Here is a 20,080-nt window from a genome sequence, read left to right on the forward strand (position 1 = left end):
TTGGAGGGATCATGGTGAGATTCAGAGGCGCCGCGGTGCTGGCCGCCGCGGTCCTGGTCCTGTCGGCCTGCGGCTCGGGTTCGGAGACCCCCGCGCCCGCGTCGAGCTCCCAGCCGCGCGTGCTGAAGCTCTGGCACTACGAGAGCGCCGACAGCGCCATGGGCAAGGCGTGGGACGAGGCGATCAAGAAGTTCGAGGCGTCGCACCCCAACGTGAAGGTCCAGTTCGAGGCCAAGGGCTTCGAGCAGATCCAGAAGACGGCCAGCATGGTGCTGAACTCCGACGAGGCGCCCGACATCATGGAGTACAACAAGGGCAACGCCACCGCCGGGCTGCTGTCCAAGCAGGGCCTGCTGACGGACCTCACCGAGGAGGCAGCCAAGCGCGGCTGGGACAAGCTCCTGCCCGGCGGCCTCCAGACCACCGCCAAGTACGACGACCGCGGCGTCATGGGCAACGGCAACTGGTACGGCGTCCCCAACTACGGCGAGTTCGTCATGGTCTATTACAACAAGGACCTGTTCGCCAAGCACAAGGTCGAGGTCCCGACCACGTTCGAGGAGTTCACGGCGGCCCTGGACACCTTCGTCAAGGCGGGCGTGACGCCCATCGCCAACGCCGGCGCCGAATACCCGGCGCAGCAGATCCTCTACCAGCTCGCGCTCACCAAGGCGCAGAAGCCGTGGCTGTCGGCGTTCCAGTCCTACCAGGGCAAGGTGGACTTCCACGGTCCCGAGTTCACCTACGGCGCGCAGACCTTCGCCGACTGGGTGAAGAAGGGCTACATCGCCAAGAACTCCTCCGGTCTCAAGGCCGAGGACATGGGCGTGGCGTTCATGAACGGCAAGTTCCCGATGATGATCAGCGGGAGCTGGTGGTTCGGCCGCGTCGCCGCCACGATCAAGGACTTCGAGTGGGGGCACTTCCTGTTCCCCGGCACCACGCTCTCACCCGGCTCCAGCGGCAACCTGTGGATCGTCCCCGAGAAGTCGGAGAACAAGGACCTGGCCTACGACTTCATCGACATCACCATGAGCAAGGACATCCAGAACCTGCTCGGCAACTCCGGCGGGCTGCCCGTGGCCGCCGACCCGGCCGCGATCACCGACGCGCGGAGCAAGGAGCTGATCGAGACCTTCAACAAGCTCACCAGCACCGACGGCCTGGCCTTCTACCCCGACTGGCCGGCCCCCGGCTACTACGACGTCCTCGTGGCCGGCGTCCAGAACCTCATCAACGGCAGCAAGACGCCCGAGCAGGTGCTGGACGAGATCGCGGGGCCGTACGAGGACAACCTCGCCGACATTGGCAACTAGATGAGAGTGCGCACGAGGGGATACTGGCTCTACCTGGTCCCCAGCCTCGTCCTGTTCACGGCCGTGATCGTGGTGCCGTTCCTGATGAACGTCGGCGCGAGCCTCACCCGCTGGTCCGGGGTGGGCACGCCGCGCTGGGTCGGGTTCGACAACTACGCCCGGCTGCTGAAGGACGAGCGGTTCTGGCAGTCGTTCCAGCACAACGCGGGGCTGATCGTGGCGATGGCCGTCGTGCCGACCGCGATCGGCCTCGTGCTGGCGGCGGCGCTGTTCGACTACATCGGCAAGCGGTTCGGGCCGCGCACGGCCTCGGCGCTGCGCGCGGCGTACTACCTGCCGCAGGTCCTGCCGGTGGCGGTGGCCGGCGTGGTGTGGGGCTGGCTCCTGCACCCGTCGTACGGCGCCGTCAACGAGATGCTCGGCCTGGACCTCGACTGGCTCGGCGACCCCGACCTGGCGCTGGCCACGGTCATGGCCGTCATGGTGTGGTTCCAGCTCGGCTACCCGGTCGTCATCTTCATGGCCGGGTTGCAGCGCGTCGATCCGGCCTACTACGAGGCGGCCGAGATCGACGGGGCCTCCTGGTTCCGGAGGTTCTGGCACATCACGATCCCGCAGATCCGGCCGGAGATCTTCGTGGTGCTGCTGACGTGCACGATCGCCGCGCTCAAGGTGTTCGGGCCGATCTTCGTGCTGACCAGGGGAGGGCCGGGCAACGCGACCATGGTGCCGTCGTACTTCTCATACCTGAACTTCTTCCAGAAGAGCAACGTCGGGTACGGCTCGGCCATCGCCACGGTGCTGGCGCTGATCATCATCGTGGTGACGTTCCTGTTCCTGCGGGTCCAGGAGCGTGAGCAGTGAGGGGGCCGGGGCGCTGGGCGGTGCTGGCCGCGCTGGCCGTGCTCGCGGTCGTCATGCTGTTCCCGTTCGCGCTGGTGGCGCTCAACGCGGTCAAGTCGCCGGCGGACTACAGCACGCAGGGGCCGCTCGCGCTGCCGGACGGGCTCTACTTCCAGGGCCTGGTCGACTTCTGGAACCGGGTCGGCTTCGGCGGCAAGCTCTGGAACAGCTTCCTGATCAGCGGCTCCGTGGCGGTGCTCGCCGTGGTGCTGTCGGTGCTCAACGCGTACGCGCTGGGCATCGGCCGGGTCAAGGGGCGGCTGTCGATCCTGGTGCTGTTCCTGGTGGCCAACACGCTGCCGCAGGAGGCGCTGGCCTACCCGCTCTACTACCTGGCCAAGGCCGTGGGGCTGTACGACACCCAGCTCGCCGTGATCATCGTCATGACCGTGATCCAGGCGGCGTTCGGGACGTACCTGCTGAGCGCGGTGCTGGGCCAGTTCCCGAAGGAGATCCTGGAGGCCGCGGCCATCGACGGCGCGGGGCGGCTGCGCTCCCTGTGGCAGATCGTGGTGCCGATCAGCAGGCCCACGCTCAACGTCCTGCTGATCTTCTTCTTCATCTGGACCTGGAACGAGTTCTTCCTGCCGCTCGTCTTCCTCATCTCCAACGACACCCAGACGGTGCCCGTCGCCCTCGCCGTCCTGCAGGGGGAGAAGTACATGGACGCCACCATGTCCAGCGCCTCCGCCCTGCTCGGCATCGTGCCGGCGGTCGCCTTCTTCCTGATCTTCCAGCGCACGCTGACCCGAGGTGTGACGGTCGGCGCCATCAAGTGACGGAGTGCCCATGCGTTCACGTGTCCCCTTGTTAGCCACCCTGACCCTGGCGGCCTCGCTGCTCGCGGTCCCGCCTGCCCAGGCGGCGGACTTCCCGTTCCAGAACCCGCGCCTGCCCCTGGAGCAGCGGGTGGACGACCTGCTCGGCCGGCTCACGCTGGACGAGAAGCTGGGCCTGCTGCACCAGTCGCAGGCCGCGATCCCGCGCCTCGGCATCGCCTACCACAAGAACGGCACCGAGGCCCTGCACGGCGTCGCCTGGTCCAACGACCTGAACGACGGCTGGCGGCAGAAGTTCGCCAGCGGCACGGTGTTCCCGCAGGCCGTGGGCCTGGCCAGCACCTGGGACCCGGCCCTCATCAAGAAGGTCGGCTCGGCCGTCGGCGACGAGGCGCGCGGCTACAACGCCGCCGACCCGGTGGTGTGGGGCACCCAGGTGTGGGCTCCCGTGGTGGACCTGCTGCGCGATCCGCGGGCGGGGCGCAACGAGGAGGGCTACTCGGAGGATCCGTACCTGACGGGGGCGATCTCGACCGCGTACGGCAAGGGCCTCCAGGGCGACGACCCCTTCTACCTGAAGACCGCGCCGGTGCTGAAGCACTACCTCGCCTACAACAACGAGACCGACCGCGGGATCACCTCCTCCAACCTGACGCCCAAGCTCAAGCACGAGTACTACGAGCAGGCGTTCAAGACGGCGATCTCGGCGGACGCGGCGACCGGCGTCATGGCCTCCTACAACCTGGTCAACGGCCGCCCGAACCACGTCAACCCGGACCTCGACGCCGTGGTCCGCTCGTGGACCGGCAAGACCCTCTACAACGTCAGCGACGCCTGGGGGCCGCACGCGCTCACCGACCTGGAGCACTACTACGACAACAAGCCCGAGGCGTTCGCCGCCGTGCTGAAGTCGGGGCTCGACAGCTACACCATCGACGACAGCAACAGCGGCCCGATGATCACGCATCTCAAGTCGGCGCTGGACCAGGGCCTGATCGCCGAGTCCGACGTCAACGACGCGGTGCGGCACGTCCTGTCGATCAGGACGAGGCTCGGGCACTTCGACCCGGACGGCGGGCCTTACAAGAAGATCACGCCGGCGGTGATCAACACTCCGGCGAACCAGAAGCTCAACAGGGAGACCGCGGCCAAGGCCGCCGTGCTGCTGCGCAACTCGGGGACGCTGCCGCTGGCGAAGCCGAAGTCGGCGGCCGTGGTCGGGCCGCTGGCCGACCGGCTGCACCGTGACTGGTACTCGGGGCAGTTCCCGTACCAGGTGACGCCGCTGGCCGGGATCAAGGAGCGGGTGAGCGACGTCAGCACCGGGCAGGGGCTGGAGCGCGTCGCGCTCAAGCACCTGGCCTCCGGCAAGTACGTCACCGCCACCGGCACCGGCCCCGACGACAACGCCGCGCTGCTCGACACCGCGCCCACGGCCGCCTCCCAGTGGGACCTCACCGACTGGACCGGCGGCGTCTCCACGCTGCGCAACGCGGGCAACGGCAAGCTGCTCGGCGGCGACTGGCGCTCGCTCGACACCGACGACGCCGAGCCCGACGGCTGGTACGTGCAGCAGCAGTTCGCCCTGGAGCGGCAGTCCGACGGCAGCTACCTCATCCGGTACGCCGGTTATGAGACGGTCGAGGGCTGGTTCGGGCTGTCCGACCCGTACGTGACCGTCACCGCGGACGGCGCCCTGGCCCTCGCCCCGAAGGCCGAGGCGGCGAAGTTCGGCAAGGAGGTCGTCTCCGACGGCATCGCCGAGGCCGCCGCGCAGGCCGCCAAGGCGGAGGTCGCGGTCGTGGTCGTGGGCAGCCACCCGTTCGTGTCCGGCCGCGAGTTCCACGACCGGCCGAACCTGCAGCTCGGCGAGGGGCAGCGGCGGCTCATCGAGGCCGTGCGCAAGGCCAACAAGAGGACCGTCGTGGTGCTGGAGACCAGCTACCCGGTCATCGTGGACGCCCCGACGCTGCTGTGGACCACGCACGCGGGCGCGGAGACCGGGCACGCGGTCGCCGACGTGCTCTTCGGCGACGTCAACCCGGCGGGCCGGCTCACCCAGACCTGGCCGGCCAGCGACGACCTGCCGAGCAGGTTCGACTACGACCTGACCAAGACCGGCATGACCTACCTGTACGGGAAGGACAAGCCGCTCTACGCGTTCGGGCACGGGCTGAGCTACACCAGCTTCGGCTACCAGGCGCTCAGGGTCCAGGGCGAGCAGGTGAGCGTCAAGGTCACCAACACCGGCCGGGTCCGTGGCGACGAGGTCGTGCAGCTCTACACGCACCAGCGCGAGTCCCGTTTCGTCCAGCCGGTCAAGCAGTTGCGCGGCTTCCAGCGGGTCACCCTCAACCCGGGCGAGAGCCGCACGCTCACCTTCCCGCTGAAGAAGTCCGACCTCGCGGTGTGGGACCACACGCGCGGCAAGTGGGTCGTCGAGACCGCCACCCATGACGTGCTCGTCGGCTCGGCCTCCGACCGGATCAGGCAGACGACGACGCTGCGCGTGTCCGGCGAGAGCGTCCCGGTCCGCGACCTGACGCGGACCACCCGGGCGATGGACTTCGACGACTACTCCGGCGTCGTCTTCGCCGACGAGAGCAAGGTCGCCGGCGAGGTCGTCGAGGGCTCGGCGGGCGACTGGGTGTCGTTCACCAAGGCGTCGTGGGGCTCCCGGCTGACGGCGGCGGTGGCGTCGGCGGGCGGCGGCTCGTTCGAGGTGCGCTCCGGCTCGCCGACCGGCCCGTTGCTCGCCACCGTGCCGGTGCCCGCCACGGGCGGGATCTATCAGTACGGGTCGGTGAGCGCGACGGTTAAGGCCGGCTCGGGCGCGCTGTACCTGGTGTTCAAGGGCGATCTGCGGCTGAGGGACTTCGCCCTGGCCCGATGAGCCCGGCCCGATGAGACGTTCCGTGGCGGCCATGAGCATGGTCGTGGCCGCCACGGAACCTCCGCTTGGATAGTACAGTTATCTAGTGTATAGATAGTGCTGCTATCCAATGAGGGAGTCGTGATGACGGTAATCGTCCTGCTGGTCGCCACCCTGGCGTGCCGGTCGCTGGGCGCGCTGGGCGTGACCCGGTTCGCCACCTGGCGGGTCAGCGCCGCCCACGGGCTGGCCGTCATGCTGGTCATGACGGCCAGTGCGCACTTCGTCCCGGCGAGCGTGACGTTCATGCCGAACCACGCCGACATGGTGGCGATGGTGCCGCCGTTCGTGCCGTTCCCCGCCTTCGTGGTCTACCTGACCGGCGTGCTGGAGCTGGCCGGGGCGGCCGGGCTCGTGCTGGAGCGCACCCGGCGGGCCGCGGGGATCTGCCTGGCGCTGCTGTTCGCCGCCATGCTGCCGGCGAACGTGTACGCCGCGCTGAACGACGTCACCCTCGGCGGCGAGCCCGCGACCCCGCTGTGGCAGCGCGTCCCCGAGCAGGTGCTCTACATCGCGATCGCGCTCTGGGCGGCTATCGAGGTCCGCGCGCGTAGCCTCGCACGTAGTCCACGGTGAACTCCTTCGGGTACGTGCCGGAGCCAGGACGGAACTCGTAGACGCCGAGCATGAGCTGCATCGGGTAGGCCGGCGACTGCCGCACCGTCCGCACGTGCCGCCCGTCCACCTCGAACGACACCTGCTCAGGGGTCCAGTCGGCGGCGTAGACGTGGAACTCGCGGGCGTCGATCGGCAGCTCCTCCACGGTGAAGTCGTCGGTGATGGACGGGTCGCCGAAGGGGTGCACGCCCATGCCGACCTTTGAACGGTCCGGGCCGACGTCCTTGCCGAAGATCTCGGCGACGCAGATCTCGGCCGAGCGCTCCGGCGCGTCCTCGTAGCCGATCATCCAGAGCGCGACCATCGAGTCGGGGTCGTCCAGGGCCTTGGCGCGCATCTCGATCCGGGCGTACTGCGGGGTGTAGAGCCGCCGCGCGGCCTGCTCCTCGCGGACCACCAGGCCGCCGCGCCCGTGCTGGCCGACGGCGCTGCCGACCGGCCCGGAGAACACGCCCGTCTGGAGCGAGGAGACCCGCAGCTCGCCCTCGGCCTCCGGGTGCCACGCGGGCTGGTCCTCCTCGACACGCAGCCGCAGCAGGCCGCCGCCCAGCCGGTGGCGGGCCCGCGCCGCCTCCCGGCCGCTCCATTGGGGCAGGTAGTAGGGGACCCACTTCGTCTCGTCCAGACGGTCGCCGTCGAAGGTGTCCTCGAACTCCAGCACGTCAGTTGCTCCTTTAATTCGTTGTACGTCCAAACTATTGACCTTCGGCGCCGCGATGTGTGAGCCTTCTGGGGAAGCTCATGCGCGGAAGGCGCGGAGACGGTCAGGGTCTCGCACTCTGCTCGTGCATGGCGGTCATCCGATGCCTTGGGGCCGCCCTCCGGCGTGCCCGGAAAGGAAGAGCCGCGCATGCGAAAAAGGTTATTGGCCTGCCTGGCGACGTTCGCCGTCCTGCTGGTGGTGGCCGTCGTCAGGATGACGCCGGTCTCGGCGGTCGCCTCGGATCCGTACGCGTACAAGAACGTGCGCATCGACGGCGGCGGGTTCGTCCCCGGGATCGTCTTCAACCCCACCGAACGCAACCTCATCTACGCCCGCACGGACATCGGCGGCGCGTACCGCTGGAACCAGTCCACCAAGTCCTGGACCCCGCTGCTCGACTGGGTCGGCTGGGACAAATGGGGCTACAACGGCGTGATCAGCCTCGCCACCGACCCCGTACAGACCAACCGCGTGTACGCCGCCGTCGGCATGTACACCAACAGCTGGGACCCCAACAACGGCGCCATCCTGCGCTCCACCGACAAGGGCGACACCTGGCAGGTCACGGCGCTGCCGTTCAAGCTCGGCGGCAACATGCCGGGACGCGGCATGGGCGAGGCGCTGTCGGTCGACCCCAACGACAACCGCGTGCTCTACTTCGGCACGCCCAACGGCAACGGCCTCTGGCGCAGCACCGACTACGGCGCCACCTGGGCCAAGGTCGCCGGCTTCCCCAACGCCGGCAACTACGCCCAGGACCCCAATGACGCCAACGGCTACCTCAGCCACCGTCCCGGCGTCGTCTGGGTGACCTACGACAAGCGCTCCTCCAGCGCCGGCACCGCCACCAAGACCATCTACGTGGGCGTCGCCGACAAGGAGAACACCGTCTACCGCACCACGGACGGCGGCGCCACCTGGTCGCGCCTCGCCGGCCAGCCCACCGGGTACATCGCCCACAAGGGCGTGCTCGACACCGTCAACGGCTACCTGTACATCGCGACCAGCGACACCGGCGGCCCGTACGACGGGGCCAAGGGCGACGTGTGGCGCTACGCCACCGCGACCGGGACGTGGACGCAGATCAGCCCCGTCCCCTCCTCCTCCAGCGACGACTACTTCGGCTACAGCGGCCTCACCATCGACCGGCAGAAGCCCGGCACGCTCATGGTCGCCACCCAGATCTCCTGGTGGCCGGACGTCATCTTCTTCCGCTCCACCGACTCCGGCGCCACCTGGACCCGGGTCTGGGACTGGACGTCGTACCCGAACCGCAGCTTCCGCTACACCATGAACATCACCGAGAACCCGTGGCTGACCTTCGGCACCAACCCGCAGCCGCCCGAGGTCACCCCCAAGCTCGGCTGGATGACCGAGTCGCTGGAGATCGACCCGTTCGACTCCAACCGCATGATGTACGGCACCGGCGCCACCGTCTACGGCACCGAGAACCTCACCCAGTGGGACGCGGGCGGCCAGTTCACCATCCGGCCCATGGCCAAGGGGCTGGAGGAGACCGCCGTACTCGACCTGATCAGCCCGCCCAGCGGCGCGCCCCTGATCAGCGGCCTCGGTGACATCGCCGGCTTCCGCCACACCAACCTGGACGCCGTACCGCCGATGATGTTCACCCAGCCGCTGTTCACCTCGACCACCAGCCTCGACTACGCCGAGAAGAACCCGTCGGTGATGGTCAGGGCCGGCAACTTCACCGACGCCGACCGCCCCAACGACAGCCACGTCGCCTTCTCCACGGACGGCGGCGCGAACTGGTTCCAGGGCACCGAGCCGGGCGGCGTCAACGAGGGCGGCACGGTGGCCGCCGCGGCCGACGGCTCCCGCTTCGTGTGGGCGCCCAAGGGCGTCACGCCCGTCTACTCGGTCGGCTACGGCAACTCCTGGCAGACCGCCTCCGGCCTGCCGACGGACGCCGTGGTCGAGTCCGACCGGGTCAACGCGAGCAAGTTCTACGGCCTGAGCGGCGGCCGCCTCTACCTCAGCACGAACGGCGGCGCCACGTTCACGGCCACCGCCGCGACCGGCCTGCCCACTACGGGCAAGTTCAAGGCCGTGCCCGGCATCGAGGGCGACCTGTGGGTCGCCGGCGACGGCGGCCTCTGGCACTCCACCAACAGCGGCACGTCCTTCACCAAGGTCAGCGGCATCACCAAGTCGGTGAACGTCGGCTTCGGCAAGGCGGCGCCCGGGGCGACGTACCAGGCGATCTACACGGTCGCCACGATCGACAACGTCACCGGCCTCTACCGCTCCGACAACGGCGGGTCGAGCTGGCTGCGCATCAACGACGACAAGCACCAGTGGGGCAACATGGGCGAGGCGCTGACGGGCGACCCGCGCGTGTACGGCCGGGTCTACCTGGGCACGAACGGGCGCGGCATCATCTACGGCGACCGCACCGGCCCCCCGGTCACCGTCACCCCGACCGCGACCGTGACCCCGACGGCCACCGTCACCCCGACGGGGACGGCCACCCCGACCGTGACCCCGACGACCGGCACCGGTTGCACGGCCACGTACAAGCCGGGCAACAACTGGCCGGGCGGCTTCGGCGCCGAAGTCACCGTCCAGAACACCGGCTCCTCGTCGATCACCGGCTGGAAGGTCACCTGGACCTGGCCCGGCAGCCAGACGATCACCTCCCTGTGGAACGGCACCGTGACTCAGTCAGGCACGAACGTGACCGTGACGAACGTCGGCTACAACGGCAACCTGGGGGCGAACGCCTCGACATCGTTCGGCTTCAACGGCTCCGGCACCGCCACCACCCCCACCCTCACCTGCACCCCTGCCTAGTAGGTGGGCTCCCCGGCACCCACCCGTTGCCCGTTCACCAAGTGGGCCGCCGGGAGCCCACCCCCAAAGGTCCTCGCTCCGCTCGGGCGCCCCTCCTCGGGGATCGAGGCTCCGCCCCGATCCCCGGGCGAGAGGGCCTCCAGCCCTCTCCCGCTCTCCCGGATGCCCGGCTCGCCGGATGCGCTGGACCAGGAATTCCGCCGCCTTATGGCCCAGGGTGCGCCCTCAGCGTCTCGAACGCGAGGTTTTGAACGCCTCTCATACTGGCGAGATCGGTGACTTGCCCGGCTCATGACCACTAAAGTGCCTGCTGGGAATGCTATGGCGCTCGGTGCGGGCCGCTGGAGAGACGAAGGTCGATGATAACATATCTCAGGCTGCAGAACTTTAAGGCTTGGGCGGATAGCGGAAAGATTCAGTTCGGCCCTATCACTGCCTTCTTCGGAAGTAATTCGTCCGGGAAGACAACCTTTCTGCAGAGCATGCTGCTGCTCAAGCAGACAGTAGAGTCGGCGGACCGGGGCCGCGTTTTTGACATGGGTGGCCCGGCATCGCTGGTAAGCCTGGGGACATTCAATGACATCACGTTCCGGCACGACTCCGAGCGGGCTGTCGGAATCGATATCGGGTGGCGCGAGGACGAGCCTTTTCAGATCCGGAGCACGGAGACCGAGGAGCGAAGCGCCATCGCCGCAAGTGATGACCTCAGTCTGTCCACCCGGGTTCGCGAGATACGAAACTTCCCGGTCGTCCAACGTGTCGAATACGGACTCGGCGACCTGCGTTTCTCGCTGACGCGCAGCGGAAGCGGCAAGGACGAGTACGCGCTGGAATCCAATGATTACCCGTTCAAGCACGTGCCGGAGAGGCCGTGGCTGCTGCCCTCTCCCGGAAAGTTCTATAGTTTTCCCGACCAGGTGCGGGCATATTATCAGAATGCCGCCTTCCTGTCCGATCTGGAGCTGCAATTCGAGAACCTCTGTAGCCGGATCTACTACCTCGGCCCCTTGCGGCAGGACCCCGCACGCCAGTACATCTGGTCGGGGGGCCGACCCAGCGATGTGGGCCGAAGAGGTGAACTCGCGGTCGAGGCGTTGATCGCCTCACAGGCCGACGGAAAGACCAACGTGCGTGGATTCATCAGACAAGAAGACGGTCCACGCCGTACGAGGCTGATCACTGTGGAAGAACATGTGGCCTCCTGGCTCAAAGAGCTCGGGCTGATTCATTCATTCACGGTGGAATCGGTTGACGACAGAGGGACTATTTACCGTGTTCAGGTGACCCGCTCGGTCGGCAGCACGCCTGTTCTCCTCACGGATGTCGGATTCGGCGTCAGCCAGGTACTTCCGGTATTGGTTCTTCTGGCCTATGCGCCGGAAGGGTCCACGGTCCTTCTCGAACAGCCGGAAATTCATTTGCATCCAGCGGTGCAGAGCAGGCTCGCCGACGTGATCATCGAGGCGGCGAAGGTCCGCAACATCCAAGTCGTCGTCGAAAGTCACTCCGAGCACTTTCTCACGCGCCTGCAACGCCGCATCGCCGAAAGGGACGTCGGCAGAGGGATAAGACTCGAGCCTGAGGACTGCCTGCTCTACTTCTGCCAGACGGATGGCGCGGCATCCACGATCGACCGGCTCGACCTCGATGCCTTCGGTAACATCACGAACTGGCCGGATGATTTCTTCGGCAACCCTTTCGAGGAGGCCGCCGCCATGAACCGCGCAGCCCGTAACCGAGCGAATGACGAGAAAACCGGTTGAACCATCCGTCACGTGTCGTCATCGACACCAATGTGCTGATCGTCGCCAATGGCAAGGCCGATCACATGAGTTCCAGCTGCAAGAACTCGGCGATCGAGTTCCTGGAGCACGCCGAGAGCCGCGCCATCGTCGTTCTCGACGGCTCTGGGCAGATCTTCGAAGAGTACGAGAGATATTGCTCGTTCAAGGGGCAGCCCGGCCTCGGTGACCACTTCTTCCTCCACCTGCACCGTCGGCAGGCAGACCCGCGCCGTGTCCAGAAGGTCCAGATAACCCCTGACGGCAACGGCTCCTACGAGGAGATTCCTGGGGGCTTACGAGCCTTCGACCCGTCCGACCACAAGTTCGTGGCGACGGTCATAGCGGACGAGTGGAAATCTGTGATCGTCAATTGCGCAGACTCGGACTGGCGGCAGGCTGCGCAGGAACTGACGCAAAACAACATCGTGGTCATAGAAATCTGCGGTGGCTGACGCACGGGCCACGCCCACGAACCCTCGTTCGGCTTCAACGGTTCCGTCACTGCCACCACCCCCACCCTCACCTGCGCCACCGCCTGCGGAGCTACCCGAAAGGTCCTTGCTCCGCTCGGGGTGCCCCGAGCCCCGGTCGAGAGGGCTTCTCCAGCCGCTCTCCCGGATGCCGGCCATCAGCTGCCCTGGACCAGGGAATCTGCCGCCATATGGGCCCAGCGCGATGCCCTTCGCGGAGCTCTCCCTCTCCTGGTCGCCGCCGACAACTGGACGGGGTGTGCGGGCGGGTCTTACGGGCGGGGCGGCTCATCGGGCCTGACCGGCGAGCAGGCGGCGCCACCATTCGAGCGCCTGCTCGCGGCGCCATCGCGCGGCCGTCCAGGACACGGGCGGCACGCCCCGGCGGGGAACGGTCCGGCGGCGGATCTGGTAGACGCCGCCACAGACGACCAGCTCATAGGCTGTCATCCGGCAGGAGCAGGTGTACGCGACGACCCGGCCGGGCCCAAGGCTCTGCTCGATCCACCACAGCGCCGTACGCCCGGGGCGGGGCACGGCCGGATGCGGCGAGATCCCTGGGCAGTCCTCATCCGTGAGGACGTCAGACGGAGCGAGAACGGCGGTGGATGCGGTCACCGTATTGTCCGCCCGATCCAGCGCTTTCGCTCGGCTATGCCCTCCTGCTCCGCGATGACTTGGCACAATCTCACGAGGTCGTCGGCGTCGACCGTACGGTATGCGCCGGCGTCCTCGACGGCCCTGGGGAATGGTTGCTCGCGGGTCGCCCAGAATCGTCCGGCGTCGCTGCGCATGATCCGCCATCCGGCGAACACCGGACCGACGGCGGCTGTAGCCCTATCGTGTGTCATGGTCAGGACCACCATCCTGATCAGGGACCCGTCGGCGATTTAGGGCATCGCCGGCGGGTCCGCTTCACGCAGGCAGTGGCCTTTAGGCTCCTGCCCGCATCACTGCTGGGATGGCCCCATTCTGGAGCGAAGAGTAATCAATCAGTGACACAGCGTGTGTTTCGCAGAAGCTCCCGGATAGCCATCGCCGACGTAGAACGTTTCCCATGGGGTGCGCCAGCAGGTTCGATCATGCCCGCGTCATCACGATCTCTCTACGTCGCTTGGAGATCGAGGCCGGGTGTCGAAGCTCAGCGCCGTCACCGCACCGACCAGCGCGGACATCGTGTGGCTACTCTCCCGTGAGGCAGTCCAAGGTTCGTTCCCAAGGGAAGAGATGCAGGTGGCGGCTCCCGGTTCCCGGCTCATGGAGGGGATACACCTCTGGCCCGAACAGCACCTCGACCCCCCAGGATCGAAGCTTGCCGATGTGCTCCCGAAAGGCGGGATGGGCGGCATGCGCCCAGTTCGTGAACGGCAGCGCGACGACCGGCAGCTGTTTGCCGATGGCCTCGACCAAGATGCCCAGCGCGAGCGTGTCGCACACGGCCAGCGCCCACTTGCTGATGGTGTTCACGGTGGCCGGCGCGACGATGATGGCGTCAGGTGACGGAAGCACATCCGGCGTGCCGGGCTCCTTGTACTCACTGCGTACGGGATGGCCGGTCAGACGTTCAAGCGCGACCGCGTCGACGAACCGCCGCCCCGTCGGGGTGGTCAGGAGGCATACCTCCCACCCTCTCCCTTGAGCCATCGCTACCAGCGTGCTCACCTCGCCTGCCGGGGGCGCCCCACACGCGATCACGTAGAGAACGCGCCCGCTCACGCCTGTATCCCCGCACGAGCGGCCAGCCGTACGAGGTCGGAGGACACCGGGCCTCGGGCGCGGTGCACGAGGTCGGCGATGAGGGTCTGGGCGAGAGGACGGCAGCGCACCTCGCGGGAGGCCACCCGCTCAGCCTCCAGCAGCGTCCGTACGGCCTCCTCCCGTTGACCCCACTGGCTGTACCCCCGCGCCACATCCAGCAGGAACGCGGCCTGACGCTCACGACGCATCCGCGCGATCTCCGTCGGATCAGCCGCATGCGCGGCCTCGACCGCCAGACCGCCCTCACCGAGCACGACCAGAGCGGCCACCTCGTGGGCTGTGATGTTGGCCGGGCCGAACGCGAGCCAGCAATGGTTCCTGCCGGCGTCCACAAACCGGGCCGCCTCCCGCGCTTCCGCAAGCAGATCTCGCACCGTGGCGTGCCTTCCCAGCGCCGCGGCGGCCATCGCCGCCTGCAACAGCACGTGCCCGTACAAGGCGCGCAGCTCCTCGTCGTGCGCTTCGACGTCAAGGCGATTCGCCAGTCCGTCAAGCATGTGGAGCGCAGGCTCAGCCCGGCCCATGGACAGCAGGGCATTGGCGATCCGCCATCCGGCGGCGGTCAGGAGCGAAAGGTCGCCGATCTGGCGGGCCGTCGCCATGCTCCGGTCTCCGGCCAGCCACGACAGCGAGTGCTCACCGAGCTTTCGCAGCGTGCTGGCCGTTATCTGATAGACCTCGGCGAGCAGCCGGGCCGATTCTTCGGTTCTGAGCGCGGCGTGGGTGCTCTGCGCGTTCTCCAATGTCTCCGGGAGCACCTGGCTGATGACGTCGTAGTCCGCCACCTCGAAAGCGTTCCACGCGTAGGCGACCTGGCGACGCAGCCGGATGAGATCACCCGTCCCGTCATCGAACGGGTAGCTCTCCATCGCATCCCTGATGCGTTCGACTTGCGCATCGTCAATGCACAGGGTCGTGTTTCGCGTGGGCTCCGCACCGATCAGGGTATGGAGATCGACGTTCAACGCCTCACAGAGCGAGCCCAGGACGGAAAGCCGGTCGGCGTTCCGGACACCGGACTCCACCTTGCGCAGCCAACTGACCGATCGTCCCAGCCGGTCGGCGAGAATCCGTTGAGTGAGGCCCCGCCGACGCCGCCAGTACGCGACTCGCTGGCCCAGTTCGCGATCATTCATCCGGCACCTCAGTCGTCGTGCGCTCGGGCTTCCACAGCCAGCATCACCGAACCCGCTGATCGGCGGAAGCCCTGTTCACGCCGGGTCAGCGGCAGTCGGCTACGTGAACCTCGGCTGCCCCGGCCCTGACGGCCCAGTTTCGGGCCGGTAGGGGGCCGGAAGTGACACAGGCTGTGTCACCATGCGCGAAGGCTGACGCCCTGGCACACCTCGGGTGGTAGGCGTCGACCGTACGGCGCGCGTCCGGGCGTCGCTGCGCATGATCCGCCATCCGGCGAACACTGGACGGACGACGGCCGCGGCCTTGTCATGCGGCAGCGATATGACACGATCAGAGCGGACGGGCAGCCGAGAGACGTCACACAACAGGCCAGAGGATGCGATCACCACATGGACGAGCTGAACCTCGACGCGGCCGAATGGCGCAAGTCCAGTGCCAGTGGCGACAACGGGCAGTGTGTGGAGGTCGCGACCAACCTCCCCGGCGTCGTGGCCGTGCGTGACAGCAAGGATCCCGACGGAGCCCGGCTGATCTTCACTCCTGCGGAATGGACGGCGTTCCTGTCGGGGGCCCGTCGGGGTGAGTTCGACCTCTGACCGCCTCCGCCAACGAGTCCTCGAACCTGACCTTCGCCGCCTCGTACGCGGCCCCTGCGCCCGGCCGGCTCATGATCTCGGCCCTCCTGCCGGCCCAGGACGTGTGTTCTCCCACGACATCCGCCCTTCGTCCGTCACAGCAGTAGCACGAGCGTAACGCGAGGACCCCCGGGTAGCGGGCGGGCATGCACACGCTCGTGAGAGGTCTGATCGCCGGAGCGGCCGGGACCAGCGCGCTCAACGTCGTCACCTACCTCGACATGGCGATCCGCGCCCGCCCGGCCAGCAGCACGCCCCAGCAGGCCGTGGAGAAGATGGCGGGCCTGGCCGACGTGGGCCTCGGGGAGGGGGAGCGGGCGGACAACCGCAAGGAGGCGCTGGGGTCGCTGCTCGGCTACGCGACCGGGGCCGGGGCGGCGCTCTGTTACGGGCTCGCGGCCGCGCGGTGGCGGCCGTCGTGGCCGGTCGGGGTGCTGGCGCTCACGGCGCTGGCCATGGTGGGCTCCAACGCCCCGCTGGCGATGCTCGGCACCACCGACCCGCGCTCGTGGTCGGCCACGGACTGGATCTCGGACGCCGTGCCGCACCTGGCGTACGGCGTCACCGCGTACGCCGCCTACCGCCTGGCGACCGGAGGTCACTACGGCGGGCGCTGACGCCGTTCCTCGGGACGGGACGACGCGATCAACGCCCATATCGGGAAATCTCCTTCCGTTCGGTAATGCTCCGGAATTGCCGGACATGGGGTTGTGTGTCGAACGCCCCAAGTGAGGAGCCCAAGTGGGAGCAGATCCCGAGAGGCGCTTCGAGGAGCTCTACGCCTCCTCGTACCGCCCTCTGCTCGGGTACGCGTTGCGCCGCTGTCCCGACCCGGACGACGCGGCGGACGTCGTGGCCGAGACGTTCATGGTCGCCTGGCGCCGCATCGAGGAGGTCCCGGAAGAAGACGAGGCCAGGTTGTGGCTCTTCGGCGTGGCCAGGAAGGTGCTGGCGAACCAGCGGCGCGGCGAGCGCCGCCACGAGCAACGCACCGCCGCGCTGCGGGCGCAGCTCGCCGCCTCGCCGTTCGCCGCCGAGCTGCCGGGCGAGGATTTCTCCCAGCTCGGGCAGGTGTTCAGGTCGCTGCCTGATGACGACAGGGAGTTGCTGGCGCTGGTCGCGTGGGAGCGGCTGAGCCCTTCGGAGATCGCCAAGGTGCTCGGGATATCAGCAAATGTCGTACGAGTCAGGCTTTATCGCGCGCGCAGGAGGTTCGCCCGGAGACTGGCCGAGGCAGGCGTCCAGCACTCGCGCGCCGTCGCGTTCGAAGGGAGCCGGCTGTGAACATCCCCCGGAGGAAGCCGGCCATGAACTTTGCCCGGAGGGAGCACGCTGTGAACATCGCCGATCTCGCCCGCGTACGGGACGAGGACCTGGATGGCGAGCCCGCGGGGCAGGCGTCCGGCGCGGGGGCGCGGGCGCTGATGGAGTCGATCATGGAGACGGAGCGTCAGCCCGTCCGGAGCGGGCGCGGGCGCGGGCGCGTGGCCGTGCGGCGCGGTCTCGGGCTCGGGGTGGTGGCGGCCGGGCTGGCCGCCGCGCTGGTCGTCTGGACGCCGTTCGGCGGCCCCGCCACGGAGTACGCCAACGCCGCCGTCTCGCTCAGGACCGGCGACGACGGCAGGACCGGCGGCGAGATCATCGAGGTGGAGATCAACGACCCCGCGGCCGACGTGGGCAAGTTCGCCGAGGCGTTCCGTGCGATCGGCCTGGACGTCGACGTGCGCAAGGCCCCGGTCGCGCCGGAGGACGTCGGCAAGCTGATCGGTCCGGCGCTCGTGGAGGGCACGTATCCCAAGGGCGGCGGCATCATGATCAGCACCAGGCAGGACGGCTGCCGCTCGGTCTGGTGCGGCAAGGTGTCCATCCCGGTCGGTGTGACGGGGCGGCTCGTCGTCGGGATCGGCCGTCCGGCGGCCCCCGGCGAGCTCTATGCCACCCCGGTGCAGATCGACGTCGCTCCGGGCGCGAGCGTGATCAAGGGGTACAGACCCAGGGGCAAGCCGGTCGCGCGGGTCAGCGCCGACCTGAAGGCCGCCGGGATGAAGGTCGGGTACGTGGTGATGTGGGACAACCCGGACGGCACCGGCGGCGGCTACGCCGTCGATCCCGCGCATGTCAAGGACGAGTGGCTCGTGGAGGACGTCGAGCGGATCGCCTCCGACGCCGTCACCGTCTCCGTCACCGCCCCCGCCGGCCTGCCCAAGGACTCGCTGCCCATGATCGATCCCCCGGCCAGCGACTGGTGGCACTAGCCAGTCGTGGACCGCGCCGCCGATTCCGCCCGGCGCGGGCGGAGGCTCGACGGCGGGGACGGCCGCCGGACACCACCACGGGCGTCATCCCTTCACGGCGCCGACGATGACGCCCTTGGTGAAGTGCCGCTGGACGAACGGGTAGATGATCAGGGCGGGCAGTACCGCGATCACCACGATCGCCATCTTGATGGCCAGGGTCGGCGGGGCGTCCCCGGTGACCCCGGCCGTCGCCGCCGGCAGCGGGTTGGAGTCGACGACGTACTGGCGCAGGATCAGCGCGAGCGGCCACCTGCGGGTGTCGTCGATGTAGAGCATCGCGTTGAACCAGGCGTTCCAGTAGCCGACGGCGTAGAACATCGAGACGACCGCCGTCACCGCCTTCGACATGGGCAGCACGATCCGCCACAGGATGCGCCACTCGCCGGCCCCGTCGATGCGGGCGCTGTCCAGCACCTCGCCGGGGATGTTCATGAAGAACGAGCGCAGCACCACCACGTTGAACGCCGACACGGCCGTCGGCAGGATCAGCGACCAGTAGCTGTCCTTCAGCCCGAGCCCGCTCACCATCAGGTAGACGGGGATGATCCCGGGGAAGAAGACGAACATCAGCAGGATGCTGAACAGCAGCGGCCGGTGCAGGAAGGAGCCGGGGCGCGACAGCGAGTACGCCCCCAGCACGCTCACCCCGGTGCTGATCAACGTCCCCACGAGGGTCACCCCCGTGCTCACCAGCACGGCCCTGCTGACCACGGTGTCGGAGAAGATCTGCCGGTACGCCTCCAGGGTGATGCCGTCCGGCACCAGCACCAGCCCGCCGGCCCGGTTGACGGTGGCGGCCGGGCTGAGGCTGGTCAGGACGATCGTGTAGAGCGGCCCGAGCACGGCGAGCACGATCAGCGTGATGATCGCGCCCTTGCCGAGCTGCCCGGCGGGGGAGGGCCGCTCCTCCCAGGGAGCCAGCCGGGCGGGCCGCCGCCCCGGCCGGGAGGTCAGAGTGGTCATGATCGCGAGTACACTCCTCGTTCGCCGAGCGCGTGCGCCACCCGGTTCGCCGCCAGGATCAGCAGCAGCCCGACCAGCCCCTTGAACAGGCCGGCCGCCGCCCCGTACCCCAGGTCCCCGGTACGCAGCCCCGACCAGTACACGAACGTGTCGAACACCTCCGACGCCCCGCTGCCGACCGCGCTGCGCTGCAGCATGAACTGCTCGAAGCCGACGTTGAGCGCGTCACCGAGCCGCAGGATGAGCAGCAGCACGATCACCGGGCGCAGCCCTGGCAGCGTGATGTGCCACAGGCGCCGCCAGCGGCGGGCCCCGTCCACGGCGGCGGCCTCGTACAGGTTGGGGTCGATGGTGCTGAGCGCGGCCAGGAAGATGATCGCTCCCCAGCCGGCGTCCTTCCAGATGGTCTGGGTGGTGATGAGCAGGATGAACGTGTCGGAGTTCGTCATCCAGTCCACGCCCTCGTGGCCGCGTTCGCGCAGGAGCTGGGCGAGCAGCCCGGCCCCGCCGAACATCTGCTGGAAGATGGCCACGACCAGCACCCAGGAGAAGAAGTACGGCATGTAGACCACGCCCTGCACGAACGCCCGCAGCCGGGCCGAGACGATGCTGTGCAGCAGCAGCGCCAGCATGATCGGCACGGGGAAGTAGAAGACGAGCTGGAAGGCGGTGATCGACAGCGTGTTGAGCATCGCGCGCAGGAACTGGGGGTCCTGGAAGAGCAGCGCGAAGTTGGTGAAGCCGATGACGGGACTGCCCGCGATGCCCCCCGTGTACGGGTTGTAGTCCTGGAAGGCGATGATGTTGCCGAGCGCCGGCACCCACCAGAAGGCGAGCACCAGCAGCAGCATCGGCAGGTTCATGAGCAGCAGCGACCGGTCGCGCCGCAGCTTGGCCCGCCAGGTGAGCTTGTGCTCGTCCCGTGCCGGGGGATTGCCCAGTTTGATCGGCCGTTCGGTCATCACGCCCAC

The 20,080-nt window shown here is 68.2% G+C and carries 18 protein-coding genes; 12 read left to right on the forward strand and 6 right to left on the reverse strand.

Annotation, left to right across the window (positions count from 1 at the left end):
• The first annotated feature begins 11 nt into the window (after positions 1–11).
• The 5 genes from AC27IY_RS42220 (at position 12) to AC27IY_RS42240 (ending at position 6,506) form a co-directional block, all read left to right on the forward strand.
• The gene (locus tag AC27IY_RS42220; protein WP_344216990.1) at positions 12–1,316 is read left to right on the forward strand and encodes an ABC transporter substrate-binding protein; all 1,305 of its coding nucleotides are present in this window, start codon (positions 12–14) and stop codon (positions 1,314–1,316) included.
• Positions 1,317–2,180 carry a carbohydrate ABC transporter permease gene (locus AC27IY_RS42225; RefSeq protein ID WP_449956154.1) on the forward strand — a complete coding sequence of 288 codons (864 nt, stop codon included), beginning with the start codon at positions 1,317–1,319 and terminating at the stop codon, positions 2,178–2,180.
• Positions 2,177–2,998 carry a carbohydrate ABC transporter permease gene (locus AC27IY_RS42230; protein ID WP_449956157.1) on the forward strand — a complete coding sequence of 274 codons (822 nt, stop codon included), beginning with the start codon at positions 2,177–2,179 and terminating at the stop codon, positions 2,996–2,998. Before AC27IY_RS42225 ends, AC27IY_RS42230 begins: the two co-directional genes overlap by 4 nt.
• Before the next feature lie 10 nt (positions 2,999–3,008).
• On the forward strand, positions 3,009–5,891 hold the full coding sequence (locus tag AC27IY_RS42235; RefSeq protein ID WP_487181469.1) for a glycoside hydrolase family 3 protein: 2,883 nt from the start codon (positions 3,009–3,011) through the stop codon (positions 5,889–5,891).
• 123 nt (positions 5,892–6,014) lie between these two features.
• Positions 6,015–6,506: a DoxX family protein gene (locus tag AC27IY_RS42240; RefSeq protein ID WP_487181470.1), complete on the forward strand. Its 492-nt coding sequence runs from the start codon at positions 6,015–6,017 to the stop codon at positions 6,504–6,506.
• Here AC27IY_RS42240 and AC27IY_RS42245 read toward each other — a convergent pair.
• Complete coding sequence (locus AC27IY_RS42245; protein ID WP_487181471.1) at positions 6,463–7,209, reverse strand: glycoside hydrolase family 16 protein; 747 nt, start codon at positions 7,207–7,209, stop codon at positions 6,463–6,465. The two genes, AC27IY_RS42240 and AC27IY_RS42245, sit on opposite strands and share 44 nt — an antisense overlap.
• A 189-nt stretch (positions 7,210–7,398) precedes the next feature.
• On the opposite strand from AC27IY_RS42245, the gene AC27IY_RS42250 reads away from it, so the two are divergent.
• The 3 genes from AC27IY_RS42250 (at position 7,399) to AC27IY_RS42260 (ending at position 12,301) form a co-directional block, all read left to right on the forward strand.
• Positions 7,399–10,065 carry a cellulose binding domain-containing protein gene (locus tag AC27IY_RS42250; RefSeq protein ID WP_487181472.1) on the forward strand — a complete coding sequence of 889 codons (2,667 nt, stop codon included), beginning with the start codon at positions 7,399–7,401 and terminating at the stop codon, positions 10,063–10,065.
• A 359-nt stretch (positions 10,066–10,424) separates the two neighbouring features.
• Positions 10,425–11,828 (forward strand): AAA family ATPase, encoded by a 1,404-nt coding sequence (locus tag AC27IY_RS42255; RefSeq protein WP_487181473.1) that lies wholly within the window; start codon positions 10,425–10,427, stop codon positions 11,826–11,828.
• On the forward strand, positions 11,825–12,301 hold the full coding sequence (locus AC27IY_RS42260) for a hypothetical protein (RefSeq protein WP_487181474.1): 477 nt from the start codon (positions 11,825–11,827) through the stop codon (positions 12,299–12,301). The genes AC27IY_RS42255 and AC27IY_RS42260 overlap by 4 nt, the downstream gene beginning before the upstream one ends.
• Before the next feature lie 306 nt (positions 12,302–12,607).
• On the opposite strand, the gene AC27IY_RS42265 is transcribed toward AC27IY_RS42260, so the two are convergent.
• From AC27IY_RS42265 to AC27IY_RS42275, 3 genes are all read right to left on the reverse strand, one after another.
• Positions 12,608–12,856 carry a hypothetical protein gene (locus tag AC27IY_RS42265; protein WP_449956173.1) on the reverse strand — a complete coding sequence of 83 codons (249 nt, stop codon included), beginning with the start codon at positions 12,854–12,856 and terminating at the stop codon, positions 12,608–12,610.
• 645 nt (positions 12,857–13,501) lie between these two features.
• Positions 13,502–14,035, reverse strand: coding sequence for a flavoprotein (locus AC27IY_RS42270; protein ID WP_449956176.1), 534 nt, complete (start codon positions 14,033–14,035; stop codon positions 13,502–13,504).
• Positions 14,032–15,213, reverse strand: a complete 1,182-nt coding sequence (locus AC27IY_RS42275; protein WP_449956179.1) for a helix-turn-helix domain-containing protein — start codon at positions 15,211–15,213, stop codon at positions 14,032–14,034. Before AC27IY_RS42275 ends, AC27IY_RS42270 begins: the two co-directional genes overlap by 4 nt.
• Before the next feature lie 390 nt (positions 15,214–15,603).
• Between AC27IY_RS42275 and AC27IY_RS42280 the strand changes: the two genes are divergently transcribed.
• The 4 genes from AC27IY_RS42280 to AC27IY_RS42295 all read left to right on the forward strand — a co-directional run bounded on the left by AC27IY_RS42280 (position 15,604) and on the right by AC27IY_RS42295 (position 18,104).
• Positions 15,604–15,810, forward strand: a complete 207-nt coding sequence (locus tag AC27IY_RS42280; protein WP_487181475.1) for a DUF397 domain-containing protein — start codon at positions 15,604–15,606, stop codon at positions 15,808–15,810.
• Between the two features lie 197 nt (positions 15,811–16,007).
• Positions 16,008–16,466, forward strand: coding sequence for a hypothetical protein (locus AC27IY_RS42285; protein ID WP_487181476.1), 459 nt, complete (start codon positions 16,008–16,010; stop codon positions 16,464–16,466).
• 124 nt (positions 16,467–16,590) lie between these two features.
• On the forward strand, positions 16,591–17,133 hold the full coding sequence (locus tag AC27IY_RS42290; protein ID WP_423443328.1) for an RNA polymerase sigma factor: 543 nt from the start codon (positions 16,591–16,593) through the stop codon (positions 17,131–17,133).
• Between the two features lie 50 nt (positions 17,134–17,183).
• On the forward strand, positions 17,184–18,104 hold the full coding sequence (locus tag AC27IY_RS42295; protein ID WP_487181477.1) for a hypothetical protein: 921 nt from the start codon (positions 17,184–17,186) through the stop codon (positions 18,102–18,104).
• Between the two features lie 84 nt (positions 18,105–18,188).
• On the opposite strand, the gene AC27IY_RS42300 is transcribed toward AC27IY_RS42295, so the two are convergent.
• The gene (locus AC27IY_RS42300; protein WP_449956191.1) at positions 18,189–19,109 is read right to left on the reverse strand and encodes a carbohydrate ABC transporter permease; all 921 of its coding nucleotides are present in this window, start codon (positions 19,107–19,109) and stop codon (positions 18,189–18,191) included.
• The gene (locus tag AC27IY_RS42305; protein ID WP_423443334.1) at positions 19,106–20,080 is read right to left on the reverse strand and encodes an ABC transporter permease; all 975 of its coding nucleotides are present in this window, start codon (positions 20,078–20,080) and stop codon (positions 19,106–19,108) included. Before AC27IY_RS42305 ends, AC27IY_RS42300 begins: the two co-directional genes overlap by 4 nt.

Source organism: Nonomuraea sp. B208 (assembly GCF_057536035.1).